This window comes from Methanobrevibacter millerae, assembly GCF_900103415.1.
GTDB classification, from domain to species: domain Archaea; phylum Methanobacteriota; class Methanobacteria; order Methanobacteriales; family Methanobacteriaceae; genus Methanocatella; species Methanocatella millerae.
The window spans coordinates 1-17,858 of record NZ_FMXB01000008.1; the positions used below are offsets into that span (position 1 = coordinate 1).

The following is a 17,858-nucleotide window of genomic DNA, read 5'->3' on the forward strand; positions in this document are numbered from 1 at the left end:
ATTTACAGTTTGTGTGTGTTTTGTTCCTTTTTTATATAATGATTTTTGAGTGTAGGGTTCATTTTGGAAGGATGCTTCATCAAATAAGACAATAATATCTTTTGAAGATAAATTGTGTTCTTCTAAGTTTTTTTTAGCTGTTCTTCTGCATCTTCAGGAGATTTCGAAAATTTAGGATATGCTTTACTGTAATTGTATCCTAATTTCCTCACAATTTTTCCTATTTGCTTTAAACTATAATCTACATTAAATTTTTCATTAACAAGAAGATGTACATCTTTCATTGACATATTTGGTGTTTCTTCAATGATTTTATCTAATTCAATCAATTGATCATAATTTAATTTTGATGGCCTCCCTCCACCAAATGATGGTTTTAATCCTTCTAATCCTTCAGATTCGCAAATTTTTATCCATCTGTGGACTGTTTGATAGGATTTTCCCAATATATTTGCAGCATCTGCAATTGTATTTCCTTCACTAACTATTTTAACTGCAATTAACCTCTGATAGTACCTATGATAAGCCACATAAGCACTTATTTCTTCATCTAAAGCAGTTTTTGTCATTTTGTTAAAAACATTAATTTTAGATTTGCCTGACATAATTTATTATTTGTCAGTCATCTATAATAAAAGTTTGGTTAGTAACTATAATGAAAATAAAAATAGCTTCAATTTAGTTTAATAAAAAAAGAAAAAAAGGTTATAAGTAATTAATAACCGGTTACGCCGCCCTGAGCTGCTGACTGGATTTGCTGGGCCTGACCCTGGAGATTAGCCAAGATATCGGAAATTTGCTGTAAACTTGCAAGCATCTTATCCAAGCTGTCTTCCAAATCCTTTTTCTGCCCGGAGATAATCTCCTTGGCGCCTTCAGCATCCTTTTTGATGGCGTATCCTGCACCAATACTTATAATGATTTCGTCTGTGTCCTTGAGCTCACCCTTAATGAAAGAACCTGCACCTACAGGAACGAAAGCTTCAACGGCCTTTTCACCGTTCAAGTCGTCCAGGGTGGTTGTCAATGCATCGACTTCAGCAATGGAAGACTGAATCAGTTCGATTTGCTGGCGAACCAAATCTGCCTGCTGGTTGTATGCATTGATTTCATTGATGATCTCATTTAGTTTTTGCTGATCTTGCATAATAACACCCCGTCAAGTGTTTTTATAAGATCTCTTTTACAATTGGGTCTAAGACTTCTTCAGGAGCAATTTCGGAGATTTCAGAAATCTTAATCTGGTTTCTGGTAATGCCGTGTTTGCTTCCGAAACGTTCATAAATCTTTTGCTCTACATCAGCTTCGCAAGTAGCTTTGTACTCTTTTACAAATTTATGAAATTCATCGCCCATTACAAAAGTACCTTTTACTCTGTAAATTTTAGTTATCATATTGATCCCTCGATAATAATTATAAATCATCTAAAAAGCCTAACGCTTCTTCAACTCTAGCCATTTCAGGACCAGTACTGTTTTTTGCTACGATTGCTCCATTTGAATTTGCAATGGAACATGCGCCGACCAAAGGAATTCCCTTGCCCACAGTACCGACGTTGCCCTCAACACCAAATACCTCTTGAGAGAAGTTAACTTCACTTTCAACAGCGTTTCCGCTAATCAGAAAGCCCTTATTGGTAACGGATATCAGTGATCCTATGATGTCGCTTCCGACCATTGAACTGGACTCGACATTGACGTCCAATGTGCTTTCGATAGTGTTAATGGCATCTTCGGATAGGAATGGACTTGCAATAGCCCCGTTATCGTTTGCGGCCACGATGTTTCCAACAGCAGTATACCTGTCGGGAAGGGCGGCCACTTCAAGACCCATTTCTTCAAACTGCTTAACTTCTCTGTCTAGAACATGTGGGGAAACAACAATACCGCGTGAATTGGCCACAGATAAAGATCCAATAAGGCTACTTCCGGAGATAGATGATTTGATTGCAGGGACTTCCATTATTTCCTCAACAACCTTGACCTTCTCATCAATCAGATTGTACGGAACGATGACGAAATCGTCGGTTGCCTGAATGAAAACACCTATGTTAGGGTTTCCTACAATATCAATTCTTCTCAACATATTGTTACCTCACTTGTTTAAGTATTTGAAAAAAGTACAATAGCTATTCTGCTAAAGTAGCTTCTACAACACCATCTTCATCTTTAACTGCTTTTACAGTAATTTTAGAAGGTATTTTTTGAATACCCCTTGCCCAAATTACATGATTGATAGATTCATCAAGTTTGACTTCTTCAGCTTTCATGTGTTTGGTTAAGAAATTTCTAACTTCCCTTATTGCTCTAGGAGCTCTGATAGTCCTTTTGACATTTTTTACATTTCTGAGTGGAATTGTGTAAACTCTTTCCATGATAAATCCCCCTTATAATTTAAGGCTGTTTCTTCTCCAATGTCTAGGTTTAGGTCTGTATCTAAGTTTACGGTTAGTCTTAGCATAAGCCCAGATTGGAATTCTCCTGTTTTGTTTGTTTGCTTTAGCCATTCTTAATTTTCTTGCTAATGGTTTATTTCTACTCATTTTCTCACCTGTGAATAAAGTATAATAATCATTTCTTATATCCTATAACCCGAGTCTGATAGTGTTCCGGAAATATATCCAGGGAATTTCCCCCTTTCTCGTCAATCAGCGTCCTTATTTCAACCTCATAGTCGGAGCTGTTGTCCTTATTACTCTTTTCATGTGATATTTCAAAGAGATTTGAGGTAATCAGCCTTATTGACTTGTGACCGAAGCTGTCCAGATTGATGTATTGCACATCCTTTCTGTCCTCAAGGCTTCTTATCTGGTTGACGTTAAGTTTTGGAGTCCTGTCGTCCCTTCTTGTACCGTCGGCTATAATGTCGTATCTTTCAGCGACTTCATCGATGACAGCCTCATGAATGAACTTTATTCCGTCGTTGGGAAAGCCGTCCCTCATGATCATGTCGCAGGTTTTATCCAGAATCCCGAAATCCAATTCCAAGACCTTGTGATTAAAACCCAATGCCTCCGCTGATTTTCCGGCAGGAACGTATGAATCGTAAACGCCGAAGTTTGCAGTGCACAATTCAACGTCAAGACCCAGCCTTTTAAGCATAACAGCCATAAAAGATGAATCCTTGCCGCCACTATATAATACAGCCGCTTTCATGGAACTATTTCCTTGTAATTTTAATCTCCCTTTTCTGACCGGCAATCTGCCTTAAAAGGACTTTCAATTGCTCGTCAGTGACTTTTCCCCTTAAGCTTCCTGCCTGTGCAGACTGAATCAACTGAAGTTCAATCTGATTGACAAGTTCGGGTTTGGTCAGTTTGAGATTGGCCAGCCTGTTTCTTGCTTCAGAAGTCAGTATTTGACCTAAAATCTGTTTTTTCTGAGCTTCGAATTTTGCCTGTGCCTCTTGCTGTTGCAGTTGCGCTGCCTGCTGCTGTTGCATCTGCTGTTGCGCAGCAGCCTGTTGAGCCTGCAGTTCAGCCATTCTTTTTTGACGGATTTCATCAAGATCGCTCATATCAAACTCTCCGGTAATTTAGTTCAGAATATAATATCTATTTTCTCCTTAAAGATGAAAGTAATGACTCTACAGCATTGCCCAGGTCTTCTTTGTTTATTGAAGAGACTGATTCAAATACAGGTTTGGAATGTCTTTCCTTTATGTCATCACTGAATTCTTTGATTGCTTTTGCAATGTGTTCATGTCTTTCGTCGATTTTTGAAATCTTTTCAATGAACTCATCCTTGTCTGCATCTTCAATTTCAGGATTTTCTTTAATAGCTGAACTTAAGTTTCTAAGAAAATCAGAATGAACATTTCCAAATTCGGACTGGTTGTTGTATTTGGCGAGTTCCGGAATGTCTCTGATGATTTCACCGGAGGTTTTGTCCAAAAAGGATCTTCCTTTAGGTGAAACGACTCTTCCGCCTTCAACCTTTTCAACGAAACCTGCGTCTTCCAATTGGTGAAGAGCGTTTCTAATGATAGCTCCGCTACCTTTTCTAAATACTTCAGGAGTTACACCACGGTCTTTTTTACCACCGTAGAAAGTTCTTAAACTCATTACTCCAACAGGTCCGTCAATGTAAACTCTTCTGATGATAGATGCGCATCTTACATACCACCAATCAGCGTTTTCCGGTTTTCTTTCTTTGTGAACACCGGTTTTGACGTAATTGGACCATGCAGGGGAATTGATTTTATCATTATCTTTAAATTCTTCTGCGACTTTTTCAATTAATAAATCTGCAGGTACATCAAATACAGTAGTCATATTAATTCTCCAATATTTTATTAAATAATTGTCCTCTTAATCCACTGTAAATTTAAGACCTAAAAAAATAGGGCCTGTAACTCTAAATTTAAGTAATTCTTAAGGCTTCTTTTTGTAAATTACAGCAACATGTCCTCGAACGTCGATGAGCTTGCATCTGGTTCTTTCGACAATTTCTGCAATATAAGTATCTTTATCTCTAGCGATATTTTTTGCAAATTTAAGTTTGACAATCTCATTGGCCTTTAACTGGCGCTTGATTTCTTCGATAACATTATCGTTGACGCCGCTTTTGCCGATGTTAATTGTCATCGCGGAAAGAGCTCTATTCATCATTTCTTTTTTTGATTGACTCATATTTAGCTCTCCTCTTATTTTTCTTTTCCTTATTGTAAGGAATTCTCATGACATGGCCACATTCTCCACAAAAAATGCTGACTTTCTCGTCAACGAGCCGGACGGATGAATTATGACCATAGTAAAGGAACTTACCGCATTTCCTACAATATCTTCGAGACCATTTTTCAGGAATCTTGGTATTGTATTTGGTAGATAATTTTCTAGCCAGTTCAACATACCTGTGTGATCGTTCTGGATGGGTGATGAATTCCATCTCTGCACGCTCAAAAAGAATGTTCATTCTTTCAACAGCTATATCAATCATCCACTTTGGTCTTTTTCCTCTACTCAAAAATATCCTCCTTAATTGTCGGATATAATATTCAAAATTGAATTAAAATGATTTGCGCAAATTAAAACAAAAACCATAGTTAATGATAACCTTAGGTTAAAATGAATATTAAGAATAATTATGAATTTCAATACATATAAATGTTTGCAAAAATCGAGATTTTGAATGAAAAAAATAAGTCAGTGATTTGTAATTAACCAGTCCATAAAGTCTATTTCACCAAATGACAATTCCTTATCGCCATTGATGACATCAGTGATTGCTGAAACTGCTTCGCCAACGCTTAAATCGCTGACATCCAATTCATAAACTTTATCTTCATAAATATCAAGGCTTTCAGCAGAACAGACTCCCAGAGCTTCGGCTTCCAGGTTTTCACGTATTTTAGCTTCGGAATACTCCCTTAAAGCCAGCCTTTTTTCAAGAATTTCGGGCCTGCACCTTAAAATAATCATCTTATCCGCACCATGGCAGAGATGGCTTAAATGGCCTTCAACGATTAAATCATCGGAAATAACTTCTAAAAGCAAATCGTCTAAAGCATCAATATCAATTATCTTATAGCCTTTTTCATCATCTATTCCCAAAACAAGATCGTTTTCAATGGCCAAATCATTGATTTTAATCAAATCATAATTTAATGTGGAAGATAATGCTTCGCTGATAGTGGTCTTTCCGCTGCATGGAGTGCCGCTTATAAAAATAATCATGATATCTATTTCTTTAAAATAATCCTTAAAACGTCCTCGTCATCAAGAACGTGGTCAGGTCCGACCTTTTGACCAGGGAATTTGACTGATGTTCCCCAAATCTTTGCGTGACGGAAGTTCTTAACAAATTCTCTGTGAAGCTTTCCGCAGACATCAATTACCGTAGAGCCCTTTTTGATAACCAGAGGATCTTCCATGTCCGCCTTTCTTCCCTGCGGCTTGAGATAAACCCTTATTAAATCAAGATTATCAAAGATTAAATCTTTCAGTTCATCGATATTTGTTTTCTTATCGGCTGAAATAGGAATGAATTCCGGAATGTACTTTTTAAGCTCTTCAATGTAATCATCGTCAACAAGGTCCACTTTATTCAATAATATTAACATTGGAACGTAGGATTTGTTTCCATCAAGCACGTCAATGAACTGATCGATTGTAACGTCGTCCCTAAATAAAACGTCTGCATTGTGCATTCCGTACTCGTTGATGATTGACCTGATTGTCTTTTCATCCAGATGTGTTAAAGGACACGTTGATGAAACCTTGACACCGCCTATTCTTTTACGGTTGACTGTAACGTCAGGAGGGTGTTCATTAGGCCTGATACCGATATTTCTTAATTCAGTTAAAATAACGTTTAAATGCTGTGGATTGAAAGTGTCCAATACAATTAAAATCAAATCTGCAGTTCTTGCAACTGAGAGAATCTCTTTTCCTCTTCCCTTACCACTGCTTGCTCCGGTAATGATTCCCGGAATATCGAATACCTGTATTTTAGCGTTTTTATATTCCATGACGCCGGGAACGATATCCAATGTGGTGAACTGATAAGCTCCGACCTTACTTTCGGCATTGGTGATTTCATTTAATAAAGTAGATTTACCGACAGAAGGAAATCCTACAAGAACAACTGTAGCGTCCCCGGTCTTTTTCATATGGAAACCCTGTCCCTTATGACCGGAACTGCTTCTCTGCAAGGACTCTTCCTTTAATCTTGAAAGCTTGGCTTTCAGTTTACCGATATGGTGTGAAGTAGCCTTATTATAAGGAGTTCTTTGAATTTCTTCTTCAATATCTTTAATCTTATCTTCAATGCCCATTAAAATCACTAAAATAATAAAAAAAAGAGATTAGGAGTTAAATCCCAATCTATTTGCTTGTCTGGTTTGTACTGTTAGAACCAGTGCCTCCACCGGCAACAGTATTTTCAAAGTGTATTTTCCACAATGATACACCGTTTTCCATATGAACCATTTCATATACGTTCTGGTTTGCACCACCAAGGAGGTACAGTTGAGTGAACATGGAATTGGCTAGCTTGTTGTGAATCAGAATTGGAGTGTAAGTGTTGTTCTCACCCATCAGGAAGAGGGTGTAGTTAGCGTCCTTTACGTCGCCGACTGATTCGTTTTTAACCAGATATCCATTCTCAATTACCATAATGTTGGAAATGTTCAATGGGTTGTATGCTGAACCATTAAGGATAATTTCACTGTTGTTGTATGCTGATAACGCTTCAGTGTATCCGGTAGTTGAATTGTTACCTGTTCCTCTTTGGACAACCGTATTTACAATCAATCCTGATTGGTTGAGGACATTCAATCTGCCGGTTTCACCAGGTGCAACTTCCAGTTGAGATCTAGGAACGTAGTAGTTGTAGTTTTCAGAACTCTGGTCTGTAAAGTTCCATGCACCGAAGTAACTCCACCAGCCTGCTTTTTGAAGCATATCTGAACTTGCAACGAATATTACAGGACGTGGATTGTCAGGGTGAGTGTAATTTACAACGTGAGCTGCCTGTTCAGCGTTCAGATGATACTTGTTGACCAGAGTGTTTGTAGCGTTACTTTCACTCATAGGTAAAATGTCGATTAATATGTCGGTTGATTTACCATAATCCTGGGTGTAGTTATACAATGCCTCCTGGGCTCTTGTACCCGTTGAATCCAGCATTCTGAAAATGCCCGCAGACAGTTCCAGATCGCTGGTCGTCATCGCCTGACCCAGCCAGAATGCGCGGTCTCCTGACTGAGAACCTCCGTCGAATGTTACTTGTCTGTCAGCAGCAATCTCAAAGAGGTAACCGAAGTCCCACCAAGATGTGATTACGGTATTGTTTTCACTGTTTTCGTTAATCCAGGTCATTGCGTTCCACATAGGGTCACTTGTACCCGGAACAACCTGATTTGCAGTAATGTAAGCACCGCAAACTGTAGGGGATACAAGCGCAAGAACAATGAGAAGAACGGCCACATATTTCTTGACAGGGACGCTTTTATTGTCAGCGGATTTGCTTTGCTTGATAAGATAAACTGAAGCGAGTCCGACAGCCAATAATAGGACTAATAAAAGTAAACCCCATACAAGGCTAATCTGAGTTAGCGGATAAGCTGCAAGAGCTGCACATAAAATGATTATGGCGACCAGCCAGTTGTCGTTGTTCAGCTTGTGTTTAATGTAATCGCTTGCATATCCGATGAATACACCTGTCATTAAACCGAAAGGTAAAACAATGGTTGTAATAAACCTTGAACCTCTGGTTACAGCTAAAATAGTAAGCAAAGTCCATACCAGGAATAAAGAAGCGTATAAAACAGTTAAACGTTTAGTTTTTGAAATTTCATCTTGAGTATCACCAAAGCTGCCTAATTCACCCAGCGATAACTTGAATCTGCGTTGATCATCAATCTTTTTAGAAGCGGAAACCCTATCGGCTTTGCTTGGTTTGCCTTTAAGCTGAGTTTTAGGAGCAGTGATTTTTCTGAGCCTGAATACTCTTCTTACCAATATGTACAATACGATTAAACCGGCAAACATTACGAAAATACCACCGATACCGTTTACAACACCATTGGAGTTAGCCAAGAATGCTGAACCCATTCCCGCACCAAGCATGTTAGGCATTTGCATCTCTGCAACGGAAATAAGTACGTTAGGGAAACCACCTACAACCCTAGCAGTGGATTGCAGTGAAAGCAGTGAAAGCAAGCTGTTGAACATACCAAATACGGTGTCAACACCTCTGAAAACAGCGATACATACTGCACCCAATACAACAAGGATAAGTATTGAAAGAATCTCTTTCTGGTGCAGGAACCACACAATCTTATTTGAATATTCGTTCTGATTGTCTTCACCGACATTGAATATATAACATGCGATTAAATATACAACTGCGAATATTCCCATCAAACCTACGTAAAAGATATAACCAGTCCATGAAATTGAAAACAGACCGATTGAAACCATTGATAAAAATGCGTAGACAATCTTTAAAATTATATTGTCCGTCCGTATCGATTCGACAAAGAAGAATATAAAGAAGAGCGAGAATATGTAATAAAACATATCCGTATCGAAAAATCCAGGGAATGTGTGCGCAAAGTAGTTCGGAGCCAATACAATAATCAGGGTAGCTGCAATCGCCCCATAATCATTTGTCAGTCTTCTGGCAAATATGAATGCCGGAATTACAGCAAGGGACGCAACAACTGCACCTGTCCAGAATGCGACTTCCCTTACGGTATGACCGCCAATGAACTGATTCACCATATCATTGAAGAACGACGTCACATACACAATACCCAGTTCGTAATTAATTATATTACCGTCAGGGGCATACCTATGCAAATCCTTCTGTGTACCATCATCTAAATTCTCATCTCCTACAAAACCATGATCTACATAATCCTCGGTCAGCCTCAAGTTATAATATGAATCCATTTCACTGAAATAAGGAAGACCGGAAGAATCTACATAATCCCCTTTGATTTCATTCGGGAGAATGTTGAGATCAGCTGCAGGAGCTCTTAATGCAAAAACAACTGCTAATAAAATTAATATAATGATTAATGATTTAGCAACTGTTAATATTGTATCTCTATTCATCTAAATCCTCTGTTTAGTTTGTTCATTATTAAAGTTTAAAATTGATTTGTAATTCTTATAATGCACCGTTAAGTGCATATCATTAAGTCAACGCTCTAATGAGAATTAACTTAATCAATTAAATTTATTTATGAAAATGCGAATGTTACACATCGCAAAAATTTTTATAAAAATATTGCATAATCAAGCAAAATATTTTTATTAATTTATATATATTATTTTTAACACTATTAAATATTTTGCATTTAAGGTAATATTATTAAAAATAAGAGTAATTTGAAAAAAATTAAATTTTTCAAAATCACTTTTTAAGTTTATATTTCAGCTCGTCAAGTGCGCATGTGAAGCGGCATTTCGGAAAGCCCTTGCATCCTACAAAGTCACCGTAGCGTCCATGACGCTTAATTAAGTCCTTTCCACAGTCAGGACACTTGCCTAAAACCTCGATTTGTTCAGGTTCAAGATGTTCCTTTCCGCAGTTGGAATCGAGACATGCGTGCTTAGGAGGCTTGCTTCCAAATGAAATCATAGGAAGACCGCACTTTTCACATTTTTTCTTAAGGAAACGTGCGCCTTTAGGGATTGAATAGGTATTGCTGCAGTCAGGATAATTAGAACATCCGACGAAATAGCTTTTGTTTCTAGGAGAATACCTTTTAATCAGGTTTCCTCCGCATTTGCATGTTCCGACAATGTTGCTTTCCTGATATGCATCATAAAGCTTGGAGCCTATCTCATCAGTGTTTTTAGCAATATCGACTAAAATCTCCTTGACGTCATTTTCACCTTCATCAATTACACTTTTACGGGTAGTAACCTCTTTATTAATGCCCTCAAGCTTTTCTTCAAGATCCCTGGTCAGCTCTTCACTGGTCAGGTTGTTACAGTAAGTGCTCAGGGTATCGATCAGGTTCTTTCCAAGCTGATTGACAGAAATCTTGTTTCCGTCTATATATTTTCTATCATACAGTTTATCGATGATATCGGCACGTGTAGCCTTGGTTCCCAATTCCCTTTTTTCAAGCTCCTTAATTAATGAAGCCTGATTGTAACGGGCAGGAGGCTTGGTTTCCTTTTCATCAGAAATGAGCTCCTTAACGCTCATTTTGTCGCCTTCCTTAATGTCAGGGAAGGTTTCATCATCGATTTTCCTGAACGGATAATGCTCCATCCAGCCCTTGTGGGTAACCCTTCTGCGCCTGAAGCGGAACTCTTCGCCTTCAATGTCCAAAGAAGTAGCCATTGTTTCGAATTTGGCCGCTTCAAAGAAAACGGCAATGAATCTGTAAACAATCAAGTCATAAATCTTCTGTTCGTCTTTGGATAAACCGGACGGTAATATTCCGGTAGGGTGAATGGCAGGGTGAGCCTCATCATCCTTTCTACCGTTATTAGGTTTTAGCTTGGCCGGAAGCTGGGAAATGTGCTTTCTGTATTCCTCGTTTTTGGCCAGCTGCTTGAATATGGATGAAAAGCCTAAACTTTCAGGTAATTTTTGAGAAGATGTACGTGGATAAGAAGTATAACCTGAACTGTAAAGGTTCTGGGCAATGACCTGAGTCCTTTTTGGAGTAAAACCAAATACGTTATAGGCCTCGGACTGCAATCCTCCCAGATTGAACGGTACTGGAGGCCTGGTTTTTGAATGGCCGATTTCTATTGAATCTACGGTTGCGTCCTTTCCCTTGCACTTGTTGAAGATTTCCTCTGCCCTTTCACGGTCAAAGATGCTTCCTTCAACGTGCTTGATTTCAATGTCTTCAAAGTCAAGAATTGCCCTGATGACCCAGTAAGGTTCCGGAACGAATTCTTCGATTTCCTTTTCACGGTCAACCAGAATTGATAGCGTAGGGGTCTGAACACGACCTACAGACAGTTTCAAGAATCTCTTTTTGGATTTACGAACTGCATTTGAAAGCGCAATTGAAATGTTCATTCCGAAATAATAATCAATGATGTGGCGGGCAATACCGTTGTCCACCTGATGCATGTCTATCTTGATTTTGTTTTCATAAGCTTCAACGATGTCCTTTTTGGTCAATGTGGAGAACTTCATACGGGAAGCCTTGGATAGAGAATCCTCGCCGCAGCCGTATTTAAGGGCGTTGTATCCTATTAACGTTCCTTCAACGTCGTAATCGCATGCGTGAACATAAGAATCCGCACCTTTTCCGAACTTCTGAATGGCCCTTACATAATCACGGGTGTATCCGCTTGTTTTCTTGTTGACTTCATAAGCGGGAGCCCAATGCAGATTGAATGAAATGCTGCTTTTTGAGGTATCAGGTATTAATGAGTATAAATGACCAACGCCGGATAAAACTGTTATGTCCTTTGAATCCCTGTTCAATGTCCAGTATTTAATCTTTTTGTTGTATAAATTTTTTTTAGCCTTTGGAGATAAAGCTTTTGCAATTTTTTCAGCAGAACTAGGCTTTTCACAAATAATTACTTCTTGCATTCTAACAACTACTCTCCTCAAATTTTTTAATTAGATAAAATATAAAATAAATTATCATATATAAAAATTTCTATTGAGAAAAAAATTACAGATCTTCCCTGTAGAAAGAATAAAATTCAGCGCAATAATCGCATATAGGATATTTACCATTACGATAATAAGCCAATTCGGATTTATTCATGTCGAATTTCTTGCCGCATAAAAAGCAGGTTTCTATTTTTTCATCAGACATGTAAAACCTCATTAAAAAAAGTAAAAAAATATAAATTAAAAATGTATTTAATTTATATTGTATTTTTGTAAAAGCAAGAGCTCTTCAGTAGATAGTTTTCCACCTTGTTTGAATTTTTCAAAGATTTCTTCAGCTCTTTCTTTTTCTTCACGGTTTTTATTAGCACCGGATGAAGATTTTTTATCGGATCTTCTTTTTCTAGGTTTACCGGAACCTAATTTTTTGTTAATTACGTGAATATCGCTTAATACTGCTTTGAACTCTTCATGTTTTGCTGAAGCGTTGTTACGTGCTTCGATGAATTTCTTGTGAGCGTCGTCAGCAGCGGTTCTGATGTCATCAGTTTTTCTGAAGTAAGTCAGCATTTCCTCGTGGGCAGCCTGTGCCTGTTCGGAAAGGGTGATAACTTTTTCGTGCTCTTCTTCGGATAATTTCCTTAATTCCTGAGCTTCTTCTTTAACTGATTCATCTTCCTGGATGTCCATCAGTTGTTTTCTGAGATCGTTTGCGTTTTTAACAAGCTGGTTTTCTTTCTTGATATCTAAAACGCGAGTTTCGATAATTTTATCAATCTTTTTGATTTCATTTTCGATTTTAACTTTATCACGTTTACCAGAAGACCATTCTAAGCTTTTAATCTTGTTATTTGCATCGTTACGAGCTTTTTTAGCTTCTTCAACGGATTTGTTGATCTCGTTACGTTCGTTCCTGTATTCAATAGCTTTGTTTAAGTTTTCTTTCAGTGATGCGTTTAATTCATCACGGATTTTACGTTGTTCTTTAGCTATTCTGTTATACTCTTCTCTTTCTTCAGCAATTTGAGCGATTTCAGCTTCTTTTTCATCTTTTTGTTTTCTTACGCCTTCCATAGTGTCAGCGAGAACAAATTCAGATTTTGGAAGATCTTTTTTAGACTTTTTAGCTTCAGCTTCATCTTCTTGAGGTTCTTCAGCTTCTACTTCTTTAACTTCTTCGGTAGCTTCGGTTTCTGCTTCTTCTGCTTCTTCTTCAGCAGCTTCTTCAGGAGTTTCTTCTACTTCTTCTTCGGTAGCTTCAGCTTCAACTTCTTCTTCAGGAGCTTCTTCGTCAGCATCTTCGGTAGCTTCAACTTCTTCTACTGCTTCTTCTTCAGCAGCAGCTTCTTCAGGAGCTTCTTCTACTTCTTCAGCTTCTTCGTTTTCAACAGCGTCGTTTTCAGTATCTTCAGTGGTTAATTGATTAAGAATTTCGTCTAAGACTTTTGTTAAGTCTTTTTCTTCTACTACAATATCAGCTATTTCCTTTACGGAATCTTTTGCATTGAATGCAATACCGCAGCCAGCTGATTCAATCATGGAAATGTCGTTTGCGCCATCTCCAACAGCAACTACTTCTTCTAAAGAAATACCTGCCTTTTCGACGTGGTCATTTAAGACATCAAGTTTGGAACAGGATACTAAAGGACCAGTCACTTCACCAGTTAATTTACCATCTTCGACTGTGAAACTATTGGTATATACTGTGTCTACACCAAGCTTATCTTTAACCTTCTCAGCCACTACATCAAAACTACCGCTAATGATAGCTACATCAACATCTTTATTCTTCAAACATGTGATAGTGTCACAAGCTCCAGGCATTAATGGAAGTTCGTCAGCGACTTTTTCGATTTCTTCGATAGAGGTTCCTTCTAGAAGTTGGACTCTGTCTTTAATAGAAGTTTCAAAGTCTATTTCACCTTGCATAGCTTTTTCAGTAATTTCAGCTATCTCATCTTCAACATTTGCTAATTTTCCTATCTCATCTATTGCTTCACCATCAATAATAACGTTATCTAAGTCAAATACTACAAGTTTAATCAATAATACCACCAAATTATATTAAATCTAGCTCACTTAATCTGTCGTAAGCTCTTTCGACACCTAATTTAGCGTCGCTTTTTGTTTTTGCTCCAGTACAAACAACTTTACCGGATCCAAACAATAACAGCACAACTTTAGGGTCAGATAATCTGTATACTAAACCAGGGAATTGTTCCGGTTCGTATTCAGTGTCTTCAAGTTCTAAAGCTACTGCTTCTAAGTTTAATGTGGATTGCAAGTTTGCAGATGCCACAATGTTTTGAATTTTAATTTCGAATTCATGAGGAATTTCTGTATCGACTTCCCTCATCAAGTCGACAGTTTTTTTGATTGCCAATTTTGAATCGTCTATGGATTTTGCGCCCGTACAAACAAGTTTACCTGAGCTGAAAATCAAGGCCGCCGTTTTGGGATCCTTGAGTTTAAAAACTAATCCTGGAAACTGTTCACGATTAAAATTAACACCTTCCAAAGCCTCGGAAACTTCAATAAGGTCTATATCTTTTCCAATGCTCGCAGAAGCTACAATGTTTTCTATTTTAATGTCAACATCGGTCAAATTAAAACCTCCAATTAAGTTTTTAAAAGAAGTAAGTAAAAATTAAGAAAACAAGAATTAAATTTTTACTAATAAAATATTTTATTTAAATAGTATATAAACTTATGTTTATTTATATATGAAAAATGAAAAAATTAAAATTTCAAAAATTTTAAATATTAATCGTAAGGGGAAAATACCATGATAGAAGTTGAAGTTAAAGCAAAAATTGAAAATTTTCAGGATATGGAAAAAAAGTTAGAAAAACTTGGGGCTATAAAAAGTAAAAAAGAATTCCAAGAAGATATTTATTTCAACAGTCCGATTGTCGATTTCGCAAAAACAGATGAAGCCTTAAGAATCAGAACAACGAAAGAGGACGAAAACACCAAGATATTCATTACCTACAAGGGTCCCAAAATCGATTCAAAAAGCAAAACACGTGAAGAAATTGAAATCAGTATTGAAGACAGCGTGAAATGCTCAAAGATTTTCGAAAACCTCGGATTTAAAAAAGTAAGGGCGGTCAAGAAAAACAGGCAGTACTACAAATACGAAAACTTCGAGATTAGCCTTGATGACGTTGAAGGCCTAAGCCCATATATGGAAATAGAAATCGCTTTGGATGACGGTGCAGACTACAGTGAAGCCCAGGACAAGATATTTGAACTCTTTTCACAATTGGGAATAAATGACGGATTTGAGAGAACTTCATATCTGGAACTATTAGAAAAATTATATTAACGTTGAAGAAAAATACTTAATCTATATAATTATAAAGATGTGAGATAATTGCAGTATTATGTTAGTCATTACAACAAAGAATGTGAAATAACCTTCCCGGAAGATTTCCTGATATATGACACCACCTTAAGGGACGGTGAGCAGACTCCGGGCGTCTGTTTCAGTTTAGACGAAAAACTGGAAATTGCACGAAAGCTTGACCAGCTGAAAATCAACCAGATTGAAGCGGGCTTTCCTATAGTATCCGAAAAGGAAAGGGAAAGCGTGAAAACAATTGCAAATGAAGGCCTCAACGCTGAAATCCTTGCATTAACCAGGACGAAGCCTGAAGACATTGACGCAGCGCTTGACTGCGATGTCGATGGGATAATCACCTTTGTGGGAACCTCAGACATCCACCTGGACCACAAGATGCACATCACCCGCCAGGACGCAATCAACCTGTGTGAAACAGCGGTTGACTACGCAAAGGATCATGGTTTATATGTGGCATTTTCAGCCGAAGACGCAACCAGAACAGACATTGACTTTTTAAAGAGAATCTATTCAAAAGCAGAGGAATGCGGTGCTGACAGGGTTCACATTGCAGACACCACAGGCGCAATAACTCCTCAGGGCATCGACTATCTCGTAAGGGAGCTTGTAAAGGACTTGAACATTAATCTTGCACTTCACTGCCACAACGACTTCGGCCTTGCAGTAATCAATTCAATTACCGGAGTTCTTGCAGGTGCAAAGGGAATCTCAACAACAGTTAACGGTCTTGGTGAAAGGGCAGGAAACGCTTCCTTAGAAGAACTTATCATGGCTTTAAAAATATTATACGGAAAGGATTTGGGATTCAAGACCAAATACCTTAAGGAACTGTCCGATCTTGTTGCAGAAGCAAGCCAATTGCCGGTTCCATACAACAAACCTATTGTGGGAAACAACGTATTCAGGCACGAATCCGGAATTCACGTTGATGCAGTTATCGAAGAGCCTTTATGTTATGAACCCTATGTTCCTGAACTTGTAGGCCAAAAAAGACAATTAGTTTTGGGAAAGCATTCAGGATGCAGAGCCGTAAGGGCAAAACTGAACGAATGCGAACTGGACGTCAGCGACGACGAGCTCATCGAAATCGTAAGAAAAGTAAAGAAGTCCAGAGAGGAAGGCAAATACATCAACGATAAGGTGTTTAAGGAAATCGTCAAAAGCACGAAAAGGTAGATAGCGTGAACATTACTGAAAAAATCTTATCTTCAAAGGCAGGCCATGAAGTGAGTCCCGGTGAAATTATAGAGATTCCGGTAGACCTTGCAATGTCTCACGACGGAACTTCACCACCTGCAATAAAGACCTTTGAAAAGGTAACGGATAAAGTCTGGGACCCGGAAAAGATTGTTATAGTATTCGACCATAACGTTCCGGCAAATACAATCGGATCTGCTGAGTTTCAGAAAGTTTGCCGTGAATTCATAACCAAACAGGGCATCAAAAACAATTACATTCATGGAGAAGGAATCTGCCACCAGGTGCTTCCCGAAATGGGACTGGTGGAGCCAGGAAAGGTAATTGTAGGTGCCGATTCACATACCTGTACATACGGAGCTTTCGGAGCCTTTTCAACAGGAATGGGAGCAACCGATTTGGCGATGGTTTACGCAACCGGAAAGACATGGTTCATGGTTCCCCATACGATTAAAATGGAAGTTACAGGCGAGCTAAATCCCTACATCGCCCCCAAAGACGTTATTTTAAATATCATCGGGGAAGTAGGCATTGCCGGTGCAACCTACAAGACCGCTGAATTCTGCGGCGAAACCATAGAAAATATGGGCGTTGAAGGAAGAGCCACCATGTGCAACATGGCAATCGAAATGGGTGCAAAAAACGGAATAATGGAACCCAATAAAGAAGTAATCGACTACATCTGCAAAAGGACTTCCAAAAAGGAAAATGAATTAAAGATATACAAATCGGATGAAGACGCAGTCTATGAAAGGGAGATGCACTTTGACATAACGGACATGGAGCCTCAAATAGCTTGCCCGAACGACGTAGACAACGTAAAGGACATCTCAAAGGTTGAAGGAACCGCAATTGACCAGTGTTTAATCGGTTCATGCACAAACGGAAGACTGTCCGATTTAAAAGATGCCTATGAAATCCTCAAAGGCAAGGAAATTAACGATAATATAAGATTATTAATATTGCCTGCATCCCGTGAAATATACAAGCAGGCAATGAATTTAGGATACATTGAAGCTTTCATTGATGCGGGAGCCATAATATGCAATCCGGGATGCGGACCGTGTCTCGGAGGACATATGGGAGTGCTGTCCGAAGGCGAAGTTTGTATTTCAACAACTAACAGGAATTTTAAAGGCAGAATGGGAGATCCGAAATCCTCAGTCTATCTTTCAAATTCAAAGGTTGTAGCCGCCTCAGCAATTGAAGGCGTTATAACAAATCCAAAAGACTTGAAGTGAATAAAA

The 17,858-nt window shown here is 38.3% G+C and carries 20 protein-coding genes and 1 pseudogene; 3 read left to right on the plus strand and 18 right to left on the minus strand.

What is annotated here, in order from left to right:
• Positions 1–122: 122 nt before the first annotated feature.
• The 18 genes and pseudogenes from F3G70_RS05610 to F3G70_RS05690 all read right to left on the minus strand — a co-directional run bounded on the left by F3G70_RS05610 (position 123) and on the right by F3G70_RS05690 (position 14,655).
• Positions 123–605 (minus strand): helix-turn-helix domain-containing protein, encoded by a 483-nt coding sequence (locus F3G70_RS05610; RefSeq protein WP_149730882.1) that lies wholly within the window; start codon positions 603–605, stop codon positions 123–125.
• 110 nt (positions 606–715) lie between these two features.
• A complete protein-coding gene (pfdA, locus tag F3G70_RS05615) occupies positions 716–1,147 on the minus strand; it encodes a prefoldin subunit alpha (protein WP_149731726.1) in 432 nt (143 codons plus the stop codon).
• Between the two features lie 22 nt (positions 1,148–1,169).
• Positions 1,170–1,394 (minus strand): 50S ribosomal protein L18Ae, encoded by a 225-nt coding sequence (gene rpl18a / locus F3G70_RS05620; RefSeq protein WP_149731727.1) that lies wholly within the window; start codon positions 1,392–1,394, stop codon positions 1,170–1,172.
• Between the two features lie 19 nt (positions 1,395–1,413).
• Complete coding sequence (locus F3G70_RS05625; protein WP_149731728.1) at positions 1,414–2,085, minus strand: translation initiation factor IF-6; 672 nt, start codon at positions 2,083–2,085, stop codon at positions 1,414–1,416.
• Positions 2,086–2,128: 43 nt separating this feature from the next.
• On the minus strand, positions 2,129–2,374 hold the full coding sequence (locus F3G70_RS05630; RefSeq protein WP_149731729.1) for a 50S ribosomal protein L31e: 246 nt from the start codon (positions 2,372–2,374) through the stop codon (positions 2,129–2,131).
• A 12-nt stretch (positions 2,375–2,386) separates the two neighbouring features.
• Positions 2,387–2,542, minus strand: a complete 156-nt coding sequence (locus F3G70_RS05635) for a 50S ribosomal protein L39e (RefSeq protein ID WP_149731730.1) — start codon at positions 2,540–2,542, stop codon at positions 2,387–2,389.
• Positions 2,543–2,570: 28 nt separating this feature from the next.
• Positions 2,571–3,155, minus strand: coding sequence for a DUF7411 family protein (locus F3G70_RS05640; protein WP_149731731.1), 585 nt, complete (start codon positions 3,153–3,155; stop codon positions 2,571–2,573).
• A gap of 4 nt (positions 3,156–3,159) precedes the next feature.
• Positions 3,160–3,516 (minus strand): DNA-binding protein, encoded by a 357-nt coding sequence (locus F3G70_RS05645; protein WP_149731732.1) that lies wholly within the window; start codon positions 3,514–3,516, stop codon positions 3,160–3,162.
• Positions 3,517–3,838: 322 nt separating this feature from the next.
• Positions 3,839–4,273: pseudogene (locus F3G70_RS05650) on the minus strand (30S ribosomal protein S19e); the annotation flags it as partial.
• Positions 4,274–4,372: 99 nt separating this feature from the next.
• Positions 4,373–4,630, minus strand: coding sequence for a YhbY family RNA-binding protein (locus tag F3G70_RS05655; protein WP_149731733.1), 258 nt, complete (start codon positions 4,628–4,630; stop codon positions 4,373–4,375).
• A complete protein-coding gene (locus tag F3G70_RS05660) occupies positions 4,599–4,964 on the minus strand; it encodes a ribonuclease P protein component 4 (protein WP_149731734.1) in 366 nt (121 codons plus the stop codon). Before F3G70_RS05660 ends, F3G70_RS05655 begins: the two co-directional genes overlap by 32 nt.
• Before the next feature lie 179 nt (positions 4,965–5,143).
• Positions 5,144–5,674 carry an adenylate kinase family protein gene (locus tag F3G70_RS05665; RefSeq protein ID WP_149731735.1) on the minus strand — a complete coding sequence of 177 codons (531 nt, stop codon included), beginning with the start codon at positions 5,672–5,674 and terminating at the stop codon, positions 5,144–5,146.
• A 5-nt stretch (positions 5,675–5,679) separates the two neighbouring features.
• Positions 5,680–6,774 carry an OBG GTPase family GTP-binding protein gene (locus tag F3G70_RS05670; RefSeq protein WP_149731736.1) on the minus strand — a complete coding sequence of 365 codons (1,095 nt, stop codon included), beginning with the start codon at positions 6,772–6,774 and terminating at the stop codon, positions 5,680–5,682.
• A gap of 49 nt (positions 6,775–6,823) precedes the next feature.
• The gene (locus F3G70_RS05675) at positions 6,824–9,562 is read right to left on the minus strand and encodes an STT3 domain-containing protein (RefSeq protein WP_149731737.1); all 2,739 of its coding nucleotides are present in this window, start codon (positions 9,560–9,562) and stop codon (positions 6,824–6,826) included.
• A gap of 301 nt (positions 9,563–9,863) precedes the next feature.
• Complete coding sequence (topA, locus tag F3G70_RS05680; protein ID WP_149731738.1) at positions 9,864–12,023, minus strand: DNA topoisomerase I; 2,160 nt, start codon at positions 12,021–12,023, stop codon at positions 9,864–9,866.
• A gap of 85 nt (positions 12,024–12,108) precedes the next feature.
• Positions 12,109–12,255: a hypothetical protein gene (locus F3G70_RS12040; RefSeq protein WP_188118093.1), complete on the minus strand. Its 147-nt coding sequence runs from the start codon at positions 12,253–12,255 to the stop codon at positions 12,109–12,111.
• A gap of 47 nt (positions 12,256–12,302) precedes the next feature.
• Positions 12,303–14,096 carry a phosphoserine phosphatase SerB gene (gene serB, locus F3G70_RS05685; protein WP_149731739.1) on the minus strand — a complete coding sequence of 598 codons (1,794 nt, stop codon included), beginning with the start codon at positions 14,094–14,096 and terminating at the stop codon, positions 12,303–12,305.
• A 13-nt stretch (positions 14,097–14,109) separates the two neighbouring features.
• Positions 14,110–14,655: a TATA-box-binding protein gene (locus tag F3G70_RS05690; protein ID WP_149731740.1), complete on the minus strand. Its 546-nt coding sequence runs from the start codon at positions 14,653–14,655 to the stop codon at positions 14,110–14,112.
• 180 nt (positions 14,656–14,835) lie between these two features.
• On the opposite strand from F3G70_RS05690, the gene cyaB reads away from it, so the two are divergent.
• Genes cyaB through hacA form a run of 3 tightly spaced genes read left to right on the plus strand, consistent with a single transcriptional unit; the run spans position 14,836 to position 17,852 of the window.
• On the plus strand, positions 14,836–15,378 hold the full coding sequence (cyaB, locus tag F3G70_RS05695) for a class IV adenylate cyclase (protein ID WP_149731741.1): 543 nt from the start codon (positions 14,836–14,838) through the stop codon (positions 15,376–15,378).
• Between the two features lie 48 nt (positions 15,379–15,426).
• The gene (locus F3G70_RS05700) at positions 15,427–16,590 is read left to right on the plus strand and encodes a homocitrate synthase family protein (protein ID WP_149731742.1); all 1,164 of its coding nucleotides are present in this window, start codon (positions 15,427–15,429) and stop codon (positions 16,588–16,590) included.
• 5 nt (positions 16,591–16,595) lie between these two features.
• The gene (gene hacA / locus F3G70_RS05705) at positions 16,596–17,852 is read left to right on the plus strand and encodes a homoaconitase large subunit (protein ID WP_149731743.1); all 1,257 of its coding nucleotides are present in this window, start codon (positions 16,596–16,598) and stop codon (positions 17,850–17,852) included.
• Positions 17,853–17,858: the final 6 nt, after the last annotated feature.

Excerpts from the sequence above, each read along its gene's own strand:
- F3G70_RS05610 (WP_149730882.1), bottom strand. The coding sequence starts at position 605 with ATGTCAGGCAAATCTAAAATTAATGTTTTTAACAAAATGACAAAAACT.
- pfdA (WP_149731726.1), bottom strand. The coding sequence starts at position 1,147 with ATGCAAGATCAGCAAAAACTAAATGAGATCATCAATGAAATCAATGCA.
- rpl18a (WP_149731727.1), bottom strand. The coding sequence starts at position 1,394 with ATGATAACTAAAATTTACAGAGTAAAAGGTACTTTTGTAATGGGCGAT.
- F3G70_RS05625 (WP_149731728.1), bottom strand. The coding sequence starts at position 2,085 with ATGTTGAGAAGAATTGATATTGTAGGAAACCCTAACATAGGTGTTTTC.
- F3G70_RS05630 (WP_149731729.1), bottom strand. The coding sequence starts at position 2,374 with ATGGAAAGAGTTTACACAATTCCACTCAGAAATGTAAAAAATGTCAAA.
- F3G70_RS05635 (WP_149731730.1), bottom strand. The coding sequence starts at position 2,542 with ATGAGTAGAAATAAACCATTAGCAAGAAAATTAAGAATGGCTAAAGCA.
- F3G70_RS05640 (WP_149731731.1), bottom strand. The coding sequence starts at position 3,155 with ATGAAAGCGGCTGTATTATATAGTGGCGGCAAGGATTCATCTTTTATG.
- F3G70_RS05645 (WP_149731732.1), bottom strand. The coding sequence starts at position 3,516 with ATGAGCGATCTTGATGAAATCCGTCAAAAAAGAATGGCTGAACTGCAG.
- F3G70_RS05655 (WP_149731733.1), bottom strand. The coding sequence starts at position 4,630 with ATGAGTCAATCAAAAAAAGAAATGATGAATAGAGCTCTTTCCGCGATG.
- F3G70_RS05665 (WP_149731735.1), bottom strand. The coding sequence starts at position 5,674 with ATGATTATTTTTATAAGCGGCACTCCATGCAGCGGAAAGACCACTATC.
- F3G70_RS05670 (WP_149731736.1), bottom strand. The coding sequence starts at position 6,774 with ATGGGCATTGAAGATAAGATTAAAGATATTGAAGAAGAAATTCAAAGA.
- F3G70_RS05675 (WP_149731737.1), bottom strand. The coding sequence starts at position 9,562 with ATGAATAGAGATACAATATTAACAGTTGCTAAATCATTAATCATTATA.
- topA (WP_149731738.1), bottom strand. The coding sequence starts at position 12,023 with ATGCAAGAAGTAATTATTTGTGAAAAGCCTAGTTCTGCTGAAAAAATT.
- F3G70_RS12040 (WP_188118093.1), bottom strand. The coding sequence starts at position 12,255 with ATGTCTGATGAAAAAATAGAAACCTGCTTTTTATGCGGCAAGAAATTC.
- cyaB (WP_149731741.1), top strand. The coding sequence starts at position 14,836 with ATGATAGAAGTTGAAGTTAAAGCAAAAATTGAAAATTTTCAGGATATG.